12 protein-coding genes and 1 pseudogene are annotated in these 11,208 nt (G+C 58.7%); 6 read left to right on the top strand and 7 right to left on the bottom strand.

Annotated elements, in window-relative coordinates; translation table 11 throughout:
* The first annotated feature begins 199 nt into the window (after positions 1 to 199).
* Positions 200 to 877 carry an XRE family transcriptional regulator gene (locus DUT91_RS23510; RefSeq protein WP_114442846.1) on the top strand — a complete coding sequence of 226 codons (678 nt, stop codon included), beginning with the start codon at positions 200 to 202 and terminating at the stop codon, positions 875 to 877.
* Between the two features lie 231 nt (positions 878 to 1,108).
* Here DUT91_RS23510 and DUT91_RS23520 read toward each other — a convergent pair whose 3' ends face one another.
* Positions 1,109 to 1,693 carry a Spy/CpxP family protein refolding chaperone gene (locus DUT91_RS23520; RefSeq protein WP_245419955.1) on the bottom strand — a complete coding sequence of 195 codons (585 nt, stop codon included), beginning with the start codon at positions 1,691 to 1,693 and terminating at the stop codon, positions 1,109 to 1,111.
* A 71-nt stretch (positions 1,694 to 1,764) separates the two neighbouring features.
* On the opposite strand from DUT91_RS23520, the gene DUT91_RS23525 reads away from it, so the two are divergent.
* On the top strand, positions 1,765 to 2,310 hold the full coding sequence (locus tag DUT91_RS23525) for a Crp/Fnr family transcriptional regulator (RefSeq protein ID WP_160113703.1): 546 nt from the start codon (positions 1,765 to 1,767) through the stop codon (positions 2,308 to 2,310).
* 205 nt (positions 2,311 to 2,515) lie between these two features.
* Here the strand turns inward: DUT91_RS23525 and DUT91_RS23530 are convergent, their stop codons facing one another.
* The 5 genes from DUT91_RS23530 to DUT91_RS23550 are packed head-to-tail and all read right to left on the bottom strand — an operon-like array spanning position 2,516 to position 6,749.
* Positions 2,516 to 2,989, bottom strand: coding sequence for a DUF411 domain-containing protein (locus DUT91_RS23530; protein ID WP_114442848.1), 474 nt, complete (start codon positions 2,987 to 2,989; stop codon positions 2,516 to 2,518).
* A gap of 54 nt (positions 2,990 to 3,043) precedes the next feature.
* Positions 3,044 to 3,328 carry a copper-binding protein gene (locus DUT91_RS23535; protein WP_200835077.1) on the bottom strand — a complete coding sequence of 95 codons (285 nt, stop codon included), beginning with the start codon at positions 3,326 to 3,328 and terminating at the stop codon, positions 3,044 to 3,046.
* A 22-nt stretch (positions 3,329 to 3,350) separates the two neighbouring features.
* Positions 3,351 to 3,833 carry a cupredoxin domain-containing protein gene (locus DUT91_RS23540; protein WP_114442850.1) on the bottom strand — a complete coding sequence of 161 codons (483 nt, stop codon included), beginning with the start codon at positions 3,831 to 3,833 and terminating at the stop codon, positions 3,351 to 3,353.
* Between the two features lie 25 nt (positions 3,834 to 3,858).
* Positions 3,859 to 5,265 carry a multicopper oxidase family protein gene (locus DUT91_RS23545; protein WP_114442859.1) on the bottom strand — a complete coding sequence of 469 codons (1,407 nt, stop codon included), beginning with the start codon at positions 5,263 to 5,265 and terminating at the stop codon, positions 3,859 to 3,861.
* Positions 5,266 to 5,282: 17 nt separating this feature from the next.
* Positions 5,283 to 6,749 (bottom strand): TolC family protein, encoded by a 1,467-nt coding sequence (locus DUT91_RS23550; protein WP_114442860.1) that lies wholly within the window; start codon positions 6,747 to 6,749, stop codon positions 5,283 to 5,285.
* Positions 6,750 to 8,258: 1,509 nt separating this feature from the next.
* Here DUT91_RS23550 and DUT91_RS23570 point away from each other — a divergent pair.
* The 4 genes from DUT91_RS23570 (at position 8,259) to DUT91_RS23585 (ending at position 10,550) form a co-directional block, all read left to right on the top strand.
* Positions 8,259 to 8,555 carry a type II toxin-antitoxin system TacA family antitoxin gene (locus DUT91_RS23570; protein WP_114442854.1) on the top strand — a complete coding sequence of 99 codons (297 nt, stop codon included), beginning with the start codon at positions 8,259 to 8,261 and terminating at the stop codon, positions 8,553 to 8,555.
* Positions 8,552 to 9,049 carry a GNAT family N-acetyltransferase gene (locus DUT91_RS23575; protein ID WP_114442855.1) on the top strand — a complete coding sequence of 166 codons (498 nt, stop codon included), beginning with the start codon at positions 8,552 to 8,554 and terminating at the stop codon, positions 9,047 to 9,049. Before DUT91_RS23570 ends, DUT91_RS23575 begins: the two co-directional genes overlap by 4 nt.
* Before the next feature lie 91 nt (positions 9,050 to 9,140).
* Entirely contained in the window at positions 9,141 to 9,341 is a 201-nt protein-coding gene (locus DUT91_RS23580; protein WP_114442856.1) for a hypothetical protein, read from the top strand.
* Positions 9,342 to 9,491: 150 nt separating this feature from the next.
* Positions 9,492 to 10,550, top strand: a complete 1,059-nt coding sequence (locus DUT91_RS23585) for a nucleotidyltransferase family protein (RefSeq protein WP_245419959.1) — start codon at positions 9,492 to 9,494, stop codon at positions 10,548 to 10,550.
* Between the two features lie 258 nt (positions 10,551 to 10,808).
* Here DUT91_RS23585 and DUT91_RS23595 read toward each other — a convergent pair.
* Positions 10,809 to 11,208, bottom strand: a pseudogene (locus tag DUT91_RS23595) (hypothetical protein); the annotation flags it as partial.

Consider the following 11,208-nt stretch of genomic DNA (forward strand, 5'->3'; position numbering starts at 1 on the left):
CTTCAAATAATCACAACGCGCGCATGAGACCCCCGCTCGGGCTACGCCCTCCCACGGGTCTCATGCGCGCGCCAAGGTGGCCGACTTTTGCGCCGCCGCGTGGCCGGTTTTTACTCCGCCGTTGACAACTTTACAAGTTTTACGAACTTGACGAACTGTCAGTTAGTGGCCATATTTGCGGAAAAGGAGATTGACGAACATGTCGATTGCAAAGACCGCAGCAAAGCCTGGGCATGGCGCTGATCGCGTGGCTGCGCCAAACATTGCGTTTTCAGCGAAGCTACCCCGCAAGGCCGCCTTTGAGAAAGCTCTAATCAAGCAGTATGGGGAGGCGGTTCGTCTTAGCAAAGAGGCGGGGCATAGCGTCAGCTTCCGCGTCGTGGTGGATCCCAAGGCGGGCGCGCAAACGATATCGCTCGTTGAGGAGCAGCCAAACGCGTTTCCAGTCGAGCAGACCGGTGAACTTAGCGATGAGCTCAAGGCAGCTCTAAAAGAAGCCCGAGAACGCGGGAAAAAGCGTGTCTCCGAAATCCTTGCCGCAGACGATATGCTCACAGCCGAAGCCTTTGCCGATCTGTTGGGCGTATCGCGAGTGACGGTCAATACTCGCCGTCAAAGTGGTCAGGTCCTCGGACTCGATGGAGCCAAGAGGGGCTTCCGCTTCCCAGCGTGGCAGCTCGATGACGACGGGCGACCGTTCGAGGCGCTGCCCGCGCTTCAGGAAATCCTCGGCGGCAGTGCCTGGGCTGTCTACAAATTTCTTGTAACACCGCAAGGCAGTCTCAATGGGCAAACCGGACTCGATGCTTTGCGGAGCGAGAGGCCCGACGAGGCTGTCGAAGCTGCCAAGGGCATTGCTCACGGTGACTTTAGGTAATGCCAGCAACCAAGCCACCGTCTGGTTTCAAGAACGCAAAACTCGACATAGCAATTGTTCCTCCTGGAAAGGGGTTCGGACGCATCTATCTGGATGCCCATCCGATCGTACGCTCTCATGAGCGATTTAGGTTTTCCGGGCGTGTTTAAGTTACCCCGCATACACGAGGCAGGTCACAAAACGCGTGGAATTCTGCGCGATCGGGATGAATCTGCATTTCCCAGAACCTTTTCACAGCGGATGACGCTGGCGGGCTTGGTCTGCCTGACCCGTATATCCGCGAAGTTCGGAATATCGATTAATCTGTTCATGTGTGAGCGACTCCGCCATTTCGAGATGGTAGCGCAGGTGGGCCAGTCGCAACGCGCCTTGCACGTCAGCAATCCGCCCGATTGCTTCGGCTAGACTCTTCAACTTTATCTTCTTTTCGGCAAACAAGCGGTCCAGCTCGGTTTCCTCCCGGACGACGCGCTTGCCGATCGGGATTGTCTCGGCTTTCATCCGAAACAGCAGTTCCTTCGTCCGCGACCTCTGGTCGTCGGTCAGGCCGAGTGCCTCGGCGAGCTCGAGGACATGGGACGGACCCGGATGCAAATTGAGTTCGGCCGCCAGCGCCATGCCCATGCCGCGCCCCGCCTCCAGGTCGGCGATCTGCTCGTCAGACAGCGCTTTGACGCGGCGCGCCTCCATCCCCGAATAAGGCGGTGGAGCCTGCGTTGCGGCCCCATGAACGTCCGAGCTACCATGGTTCTGGGCAATGGCCGGGACGGCCGCAACAAGCGCCACTGGAAGCAATGCAGAAAACATGCGGTTCATCGGTATATCTCCGGGGCTTCGGTTTCTCCCACGTTTGACACGGCTGCCAAACCGGAGACATGATCGCGATCATGTCCAAAACTTTATTCGAACGATTCCTGACATTGGCGGAGCGGGAGCAGCGACTAGATGCTGGCAACGTGCTCTTCCGCGCGGAAGACCCTGTCCTGTCGCTGTTCCTGGTCGCCGGGGGCGAACTGCGCCTTGTCCGAGCCCTTCCTCACGGATTCCAGCTTACGCTGCAGCGCGCGGGCTCCGCTTCGGTCCTGGCCGAAGCCTCGCTGTTCGCTGAGCAATATCATTGCGATGCGTTGGCGGTCGAAGAATCGATGGTGCTTGCCATCCCCATGGCGAAGGCCAAGACGGCCCTTGAAAGCGATCCGGCCTTGGCTTTCGTGCTGATGCGGCATCTTGCGAGCGAGGTCCAGCGGACACGGACGCGCGCCGAAATCCTATCCCTCAGGTCGGTAGCGGACAGGATCGATTTCTGGTTGGCCTTCAACGGGGAAGCCTTGCCACCCAAGGGGCGATGGAACCAGGTCGCGTCGGAGATCGGTATTTCGCCGGAAGCCCTGTACCGCGAGCTTGGGCGGCGTCGCCGTGCAAGTCGGGAATGACTTGGCTCAAGCGTTGTTCTCGCATTCCTCCGGTCGGCAAGCTTCAACTGGCCTTGCCGGCGACATGTCTTCGCCCCACGTCGACTTGATGTTGGACAGATCCGAACAAGGCTGTCTTCGTCATTTTCGAACGACATCAGCGCGATTGAGAGTCTGACGTCAGGACCAGTTCGAGCGCGCGCATGACGGATTGACGATAGCGCTCTCAGTGCCCCAATGAACTGGCACCGTGGAAGCGCATGAACGCTGTCGGGGTCGCGCTGCCAAATGCCACAACATCATAAGTCTCCGGCTCGGTGCCCGTCACTTCCATGCCCGGCGATCCTAGAGGCATGCCGGGAACGGCGAGCCCGCGTATGGATGGACGGGTCGTGAGCAGGCGCTCCAAGGCCGGCACCGGAACGTGTCCCTCCAGGATATAGCCATCGATCTCAGCGGTATGGCAGGACCATACATCGGCTGGAACGCCCAGCCGCACCTTTACTGCATTGATATCCGCTGCTTCGATGATCTTCGTCGGGAAGCCCGCCTTCGTGATGTGGTCGGCCCAGGCGCCGCAGCATCCGCAGGAAGGGTCCTTGTATATAGTGACCAGGGGACGATTGGCTGCATTCGCGCTTGCTGGCGTGATGAGTACGGCGCCTGCAACCAGCAATAGACGTCTACGATCTATTTTCATGTCGAGTTTCTCCATGACCCACGAGTGCACCATAGGCGCACTCGTGGGTCAATTTCATTTTGCTTTAGAGATCTTCGTGACAGTGAGGCGGCCATTCACACGGTCTGCTTCGAACTTGACCTTATCGCCGACCTTAACCGTCTTCAGCATCGCCCGATCGGCGATGGCAAAGACCATCGTCATCCCCTCCATATCGAGATTCTTGATGGGCCCATGCTTGAGGGTGATCTTGTCCTGGGCCTCGTTGATCTTGGTGACTTGCCCATCGACCGGCGCAGCTTGCGCCAGGGCGACGGTCGAGAACAGAGCGATTGTGGCTGTCATCATCAAATTGCGCATCATTCTAATCCTTTGTCTTCGGTCACTTGACCACGATCGTTCCGGTCATGCCGGCTTCGCGATGGCCGGGGATAAGGCAGGAGAAATCGAATTCGCCTGCCTTGGTGAATTTCCAGACGATCTCTCCCTTCGTGTTCGGAGCGAGACGCTTGGCGTTGGGGTCGTCGTGCTCCATGTCGGGATTCTTTGCCATCTCCTCAGCGTGCTTGAGATTGTCATCGAGGGTGCCGAGAACGATCTCATGGTCGATTTCGCCACTGTTGCGCAGGACGAACTTGACCTGCTCGCCACGTTTGATGTCGATGCGATCCGGGATGAACCGCATCTTGCCATCGGCATCACTCATCGTGATCTGCACGATGCGCGCGGGCTTTTTCGGATTGCCCGGTTCGCCATAGGCTCGGTCATCGTGACCCTCGCCAGAGTTATGCCCCGGGCTGGCAAGAGCCGGACCGGTCACGATCGCTCCAACCATGAGCGTGAGCAGGAAGCGTTTCAGTTGCATTATCGTCTTCTCCTGTTGTCTTGATTTAGTGATTGTCGTGACCTCCGCCGGAGCGCTTTCCCGGCTTCACCACCTGAACTTCGCTCGTTTTGGCGGGGTCGAAATCCGGTTCCGGCGCTCGTATGGCGGCCTTGCTCTCGCCCTTCCATTCGAAGGCGACAGTTCCTTCCGGGTTTTTGAACCAGCCCGGATCCTTGTAGTCGCCGCTGGCCAAGCCCTCCCGGACCTTCACCACCGAGAACATGCCGCCCATCTCGACCGCGCCGAACTGGGCGAAGCCCGTCATCATCGGCAGGGTGTTGTCAGGCAGCGGCATTTCCATCTCTCCCATGTCGGCCATGCCGGCCATGCCCATGGGCATATAATCGGGCATAAGCTTGCGCACCTTTTTGGCGAGTTCCTTCTTATCGACGCCGATGAAGTTTCTGAGGTCGTGGCCCATGGCGTTCATGGTGTGGTGGGATTTGTGGCAGTGGATCGCCCAATCGCCCTCCGCGTCGGCAACGAAGTCGAAGGCGCGCATCTGTCCGACCGCGCAGTCGATCGTGACCTCTGGCCAGGCCGCATTATCCGGAACCCACCCACCGTCTGTGCACGACACCTTGAAATCATAGCCGTGCATGTGGATCGGATGGTTGGTCATGGTGAGATTACCGAAGCGGATGCGGACCTTGTCACCCTTGGCCGCAACCAAGTGGTCGATGCCCGGGAAAACCCGGCTGTTCCATGTCCATAAATTGAAGTCGGTCATCTCGGCGACCTTCGGCACATAGGCGCCGGGATCGATGTCGTAGGCCGCCATGAGGAACACGAAATCGCGATCGACGCGCCGGAAGGCAGGATCCTTCGGGTGCACCACGAAGAAACCCATCATGCCCATTGCCATCTGCACCATCTCGTCGGCATGCGGGTGGTACATGAAGGTGCCGCTCTTCCGGAGCTGGAACTCATAAACGAAGGTCTTGCCCGGCTTGATGTGTGGCTGCGTCAGCCCGCCGACGCCGTCCATGCCATTCGGAAGGAGCTGCCCATGCCAGTGGATGGTGGTGTGCTCCGGCAATTTGTTGGTGACGAAGATACGCACCTTGTCACCCTCAACCGCCTCGATGGTGGGGCCAGGTGACTGGCCATTATAGCCCCACAAATGGGCGACCATGCCCGGTGCCATCTCGCGAACCACCGGCTCGGCGACAAGATGGAACTCCTTCCAGTCGCCGTTCATCCGCCATGGCAGGGTCCAGCCATTAAGGGTAACTACCGGCTGATAATCCGGCCCCGTCGTCGGAACGAGAGGCGGCTGCATGGTGGGTTCCTTCATGGTGGGGGCCTCGGGAATCGAAGCCGCCTGGACGCGGCCGGAAACCGCACTCGCGCTGATCAACGCCGCTGCTGCACCTGTAGTGCCGAGAAAACTCCGTCGGGAAATTGTCATGATATATGCCTTTCTGTTCAATGCCCGCCGCTTTCGGCACCTGCCGTGGCAACAGGGCCTTCGCCGGCCATGCCTCCGGAGCCGCCTCCGCCGATGATCGCGGTTTCGAAATCAACGGCTGCGATGAAGAAGTCGCGCTTGGCGTCGATCGCCGCGGCATTGCTGGCGATGCTTTCGCGCGCCGTGGTGAGAAGCTCGAACACGTCGATCAGCATGCCGTTATATTCAAGTTGGGCCTGCTCATTGATGGTCCGGCGCAGTGGCAGGATGCTGTTCTGATACTGCCGGGCGATGTCATAAGTGCCGCGGTAGGTGAGATAGGCGGAACGCGCCTCGGAGCGCACATTGATGGCCTTCTCCAACAGGCGATTGACCGCCTGCATATATGTCTCGCGCGCGCGGCGGACATTGACGCCGCCCAGATCGAAGATAGGAATCTGTACTTCGAGTTCGAAGCCTCGCGGCGAAGAACTCTCCCGCACGCCATCTTCAGTTGATCGCTCGTAGTTGCTGCGCCAGGCGCCATCGAGCATGGAGACGAAGCGCGTCGCTTGGGTGAGTCCAAGGGACTTCGACATGGCGTCCAGTTCGAGCCTTGCCGCGATAAGATCGACGCGCTTGCGCACCGCTTCGGCTTCGACTTGGTTTTCCGTCTGGATGCGGGGCAGTTTCGGAAGCTGACCGGGCAGCTTGTAATCAAGATCGGTTCCCCATAGGCCCATCATACGTGTCAGAGCCTCGCGCTCCGTGCCCGCCTTCAGCCGTGCCTGGGCAAGTTCGTTCGACACTTCCGCGGAAAAGGCTCCCGCGCGTGCCTGGTCGAGCTTCTTCGCCGCACCGGTCTCGCCGAGCTTGCGTGTAAGGTCAGCGGCGGCATCCGCCGAGATACGCGCTTGTTTAAGGAACGAGACGGTTTGCCTGGCAGCCACCGCCCTGTAATAGGCGCGACGCGTTTCTGCCGCGGTGCGGAAGGTTGCTTCGATAGCCTTCTGCCGCGCCGCCTCGAATTGCGTTTTGGCAATGTCGCTGCGTTTCGGAAGCGTGAGGAGCGCCAGTATATCGGCAACCAGCCGGCGCTCGATCTCCAATGAGCCGCCTGCCGTGAGCCGCTCCACGCCGATAACCGGATTTGGCGGCAGGCTCGCTTCGATGAAGGCTGCTTCGGAAATTCCGAGAGCATTATATTCGGCCTGAAGGCCGCGATTGTTGATCAGGGCCAGTTGAACGGCGCCGTCAGCGGTCAAAGGCCGGGCCAGCAGGGTTTTCACGCGGCTTTGAACAGCGGCGGCATCGGCCGGAGATGTAATTTTGACAGTATCCTTGCCAATCGCAGCGGTGACATGATCCGCTACCGGGCTCATGCCGCCATCCGGTGTGAAGGTCGCGCAGCCACCAAGCGTGACGGCAACCGTGCCGATCACGGCGAACCGCGCCCGTGGCGATCCTGAAAAAGCGTTGGTTGGGATCCTAATCCAGCCCGCCATCATTCGGCCCTCGTCTTGGGAGCGACATTTTCGTTACGCTCGATCCAAGGCTTCGGATCCACGGGCCGGTAATCGGCGGTTCCCGCTGTTACAGGCACATATCGCGTGGCAAGCGCCGGGGAGCTCGCGTCGGATGGATCGGCCCCGGCGCTAAGGACAGGCGGGCGTGAACATGCGGACAGGATGACGGCCGCAGCCGCCAGTAAAATGGGTTTCATTGTATCCTCGGAATCGGCCGGATTGATCGGGCGGCACGGCCGCGCGATGTTAAACGGGCAATCTCAATCAGCGGCAGCGCATAGCGCAGCGGTGAAGGCCGTCGGCAGATACCCGATGACATAAACGGAGGCGTGTGATTCCGTCTTCAGTCGGAAGTCGCGAAAAGGGATCGGCCGACGATCAGATGCCGAGGGATCTCGGGGGACGATCGAGGCGCGTGGCGGGCGCTTCCTCTATACCGGCTTCCAGCAGTGGGCGCTCAACTATACGCGCAAAAACGAGGACCACGATATCACATCCCAAGGTGGGGATGGCGGTATGACACGCCATTGCGCAGCAAGAACCTGTCAAATCGTTATGCTGTTTCTGCGCAGCGCAGGCCGATTCGGCCTTTTGGCAAACTGTATTCTGAGTGAAATCCCGATTACCATGTTCATGTTGCCCGCTGGAGAGACTGGCCGCGCTCAGTGCGTGGTGGTTTTCCCCAGCGCCCGGTGCCACGGAGCCGCTCGCAATGCTCCAGCTCGTGCCTGTCACCGAAAAGGCGAGCGCGATCAGGAGAATCAAAAAGGGGCGAAGCGAGCGCATCATAGCGATTATAGAATATCGGGCATGGCCGAAATGGCAAGGATGAATGTGCCGTCGTGCGAATAAGTACGTGCGAGTTAAGAGTTCGCGGCGGCGAAATGCGTTTGCCGGGATTCAGCGGACGCTTGAATTCACCCCATTGACCTCGACCGCGCGTTTCTCGGGACCTCTCTACCACCTGACTTTCGGCCGCCTGGTCCTGTTTCGGCTCAGCGTCTTTCCTAAGTTGGAGATATTCTTGATAGTCGCTGTCCCAGTGAGCCACTGTGAAACCGAGCGATTCAAGTTCTCGGTCAAGGCGATGAAGCGCCTGCTTCTCGTCTTCGCCAACGTCGTTTTTCTGTCAGTGCGCGGCGCTGGCGAACTAAAGTTTCCGTTGGCGAATCGAGCGTCGTCTTCAGCCCGAATATGTCGCTCGTGAGGATACCCGCATAGCCATTCCGAGCTTCCGCGTCCGGGATTAGATCCGGGATATTCAACGGCGTCTTCATATATGATGAAGGACATTATCACATATATTCAGCACGCTGGTCTCAATTACCCAAACTGGTCGTAGGTTCGAGTTCGAGTCCCTTCAAGGCGGTTATTGAGTCAAATGTGGGCAGCGAGCGCGAGGCAGCAGGGCACACGTAATGACAATATCATTACAAGTCTTGTAAAGATGATGTCATTACGCTATATGGGGTGAAGATAGGAGTTTCCATGCCCACGTCACACACCAGTAAAAGCCCGGAAGCCAGCGTACCCCTGAATATCCGCATTAAGCCGGCGACTCGCAACCTAATCGACCGTGCCGCCGAGCTGCTTGGGAAGACGCGCACGGATTTCATGCTGGAGGCGTCCGAGCGCCGCGCTGAGGAAGTGCTGCTCGACCGTACCATATTCACGGTCAACCCCGAAATCTATGCCGAGTACCTTGCCCGGCTCGATGCGCCCGCGCAGCCCAATGAGCGCCTGAAACGCACCATGACGACCAAAGCGCCGTGGGATGAGGCGTGACCCTCAGCGCACCGGTACCACTTGCCGACCGTCACGAACTGGCTGAATTCAATTCCGGCGTTCCTGAACTGGATGACTGGCTGCGTCGTCGCGCCCGCGCCAATCAGGCAGGCGGCGCATCACGCACCTTCGTCGTGTGCGAGGGCAATCGCGTCATCGCCTACTATGCGCTCGCCTCCGGAGCGGTGAAGCAGCCGGAAGCACCTGGCCGTTTCCGGCGCAACATGCCCGACCCGATTCCGGTTGCCGTCCTCGGCCGCCTCGCCATCGATCAGACCTATCGGGGGCGCGGTATCGGCAGGGCATTAGTGCGCGACGCGTGCCTGCGCCTGCTCAATGCGGCTGAAGTTCTCGGTATCCGCGGCGTGCTGGTGCATGCGATCTCCGATGATGCGCGAGCCTTCTATGAGGCGGTCGGCTTCCTGCCTTCTCCGTCCGACCCGATGATGCTGATGGTCGGACTGCATGATCTCAACAACGCGCTGAATCACTGATCTGCCAAGAGTAATTTCCTCCATAAAGGATTAGAATTCGGCCTGTTGAAGGACGGATCTTCGGCAACGTCGGCAAGCAGGGAGCAGATAGATGGATATTTACTCTCAAAAGAATGCCGCCGTACCCCAGAAACTCGTGATTACCACGCTGGAACTGGTGTTGATCGCTCTATCCGCCTGGGTCATGTTCGGTGGCGGCGAGACCATCGTGGCGGGCTTCTTCGGCTTTGTTCCCGCCGAGACCGCGCCGGCACCCATCAAGGCGTGCAATTTGATAGCAATGTTATACTAGGTTCGCGGAATTAGTATAACGATCCCCTCCGGATCGTGACGGGTGTTAGAGTTGCAGGGGCGGCGCTGTGCCCAAAGGCTGTGAGCAACCACGGCTTGCTTACAGATTGCATCTATACTAGATTTGCGAAAACGATATAGAGGCGCTATGATCAAGCAGATTGATCTCATGTTCCGGACCATGGTCGCGGAACTTCAGCAACGGGCATTCGACGACGATTGGGCGGAGGACTTCCCTCCGTCGGGTAGATTCGTGCCGGTGACAGTTGACGGTCGGTGCTATTGGTATTTCGACCAACCAAATGGTGAGGGTGGGCAGAAGCGGCGGTATGTTGGGCCTGCCGACGATCCCATGATTTCGGAACGGGTCGAAACTTTCAAGGGCGAGAAGTCGGACTATAAGGCCCGCCGCAAGTTCGTTTCCACGTTGACGCGGGAAGCCGGTTTGATTGCTGCTGATCGCTTTACCGGCGATGTTGTACAGGCGCTTGCCAAGGCCGGTCTCTTCCGACTACGCGGCGTTCTCATCGGCACCGTCGCTTTTCAATGCTACTCGGCATATCTCGGCATCCGTCTACCCTCGGCGGCGATCTTAACAGGTGATGCAGATCTAGCCCAGGATTTTGCGATCTCCGCCGAAGTGGCGGATTCAATGCCGCCGATCCTCGATCTTCTGAAAGAGCTTGATCCTACGTTCCGAGCCGTGCCACACATCAGCGGTAGCTCTCGATCTCATGCCTTCCGGAATCAAACCGGATACCGGGTCGAATTCATGACGACGAACAGGGGAGCCGAAGAATATTCGGACAAACCCGCCAACATGCCCGCTCTCGGTGGCGCGTCGGCCGAACCGCTAAGATTCATGGACTTCTTAATCCGTGATCCCGTTCGTTCGATCCTGCTACATGGTGCGGGTATCTCAGTGGTCATTCCTGATCCTTGCAGGTATGCAGTGCATAAGCTCATCATTGCCGGTCGCCGCCAAAATGACGCTGGAGGCCAGGCCAAACGGGATAAAGACCTGAGACAGGCAGGAATGCTATTCGACGCCCTACCGGTCACAGGTCATGGGCCTTCGCTGGCTGACGCCCTGGAAGAGGCATGGGATCGCGGGTCTGCCTGGAAGCTGGCGATCTCGGAGGCAGCCGAAACCATGCACAAGGAATATTGGGGCGCTGTCAATCGGATGGTTGGAATTCTCAAGAGATAAAGAATAGGCCCGCTCGAAGAGGCGGGCCTCATTCGTTTCGGAGGAGCAGGCTGAGGGCGAGGGCAGGCACCCCCGTTTGCGTCCCTACTTTCAGGTGCAGCGGAACACCTAGCAATAGGGCAAGGGGTGTCGTAATCGGGATTGATGAACGGCTGGCCATCAGTTCCAAGAGCCCATGGATTGTTGTGTTCCCCGCTAGGTGCGGCAGCTTCGACGATATGATCGAATATTTCCCAGGCTTCCGCTTTCGAACTTGGTTTAGCGGCCACTTGCTGACCTCACATTTCGACGGTTCGCCAGCTCCGCGCGTGCATTCCGGACGGCTGCCATTTGTGTCGCCGAAACCTCGCCGTCCACCAGCAATACCTTGTCAACCAGCTTGACGGCATCGAGCAGCCGCCCTTTGTCCAGTAGCTTTCCAACACTTCGCTTGATCTTGCGAAGCTCGTCGGCGCGAGAGGCGACCCAGGTCGGCGAAGGCATGGCCCACACGTCGGCCTCCTTTGGCTCGATCTTCAGGATCCCGCCTCCATAGTCCTTGCTTCGTGCGATCTCACGGGCGGATTGAAAGTAAGCAAGTACCGCCTCAGGGATTTCGACGCCACCAAGGTTTCCATGGCCCGGGACGATCAGACGTGGCCGCAATTTGACTATGTCG

The organism is Paramesorhizobium salinisoli (assembly GCF_003335045.1).
Lineage (GTDB): Bacteria > Pseudomonadota > Alphaproteobacteria > Rhizobiales > Rhizobiaceae > Paramesorhizobium > Paramesorhizobium salinisoli.

Coding starts and splice junctions, on each gene's coding strand:
- DUT91_RS23510 (WP_114442846.1), top strand. CDS start 200: ATGTCGATTGCAAAGACCGCAGCAAAGCCTGGGCATGGCGCTGATCGC.
- DUT91_RS23520 (WP_245419955.1), bottom strand. CDS start 1,693: ATGAACCGCATGTTTTCTGCATTGCTTCCAGTGGCGCTTGTTGCGGCC.
- DUT91_RS23525 (WP_160113703.1), top strand. CDS start 1,765: ATGTCCAAAACTTTATTCGAACGATTCCTGACATTGGCGGAGCGGGAG.
- DUT91_RS23530 (WP_114442848.1), bottom strand. CDS start 2,989: ATGAAAATAGATCGTAGACGTCTATTGCTGGTTGCAGGCGCCGTACTC.
- DUT91_RS23535 (WP_200835077.1), bottom strand. CDS start 3,328: ATGCGCAATTTGATGATGACAGCCACAATCGCTCTGTTCTCGACCGTC.
- DUT91_RS23540 (WP_114442850.1), bottom strand. CDS start 3,833: ATGCAACTGAAACGCTTCCTGCTCACGCTCATGGTTGGAGCGATCGTG.
- DUT91_RS23545 (WP_114442859.1), bottom strand. CDS start 5,265: ATGACAATTTCCCGACGGAGTTTTCTCGGCACTACAGGTGCAGCAGCG.
- DUT91_RS23550 (WP_114442860.1), bottom strand. CDS start 6,749: ATGGCGGGCTGGATTAGGATCCCAACCAACGCTTTTTCAGGATCGCCA.
- DUT91_RS23570 (WP_114442854.1), top strand. CDS start 8,259: ATGCCCACGTCACACACCAGTAAAAGCCCGGAAGCCAGCGTACCCCTG.
- DUT91_RS23580 (WP_114442856.1), top strand. CDS start 9,141: ATGGATATTTACTCTCAAAAGAATGCCGCCGTACCCCAGAAACTCGTG.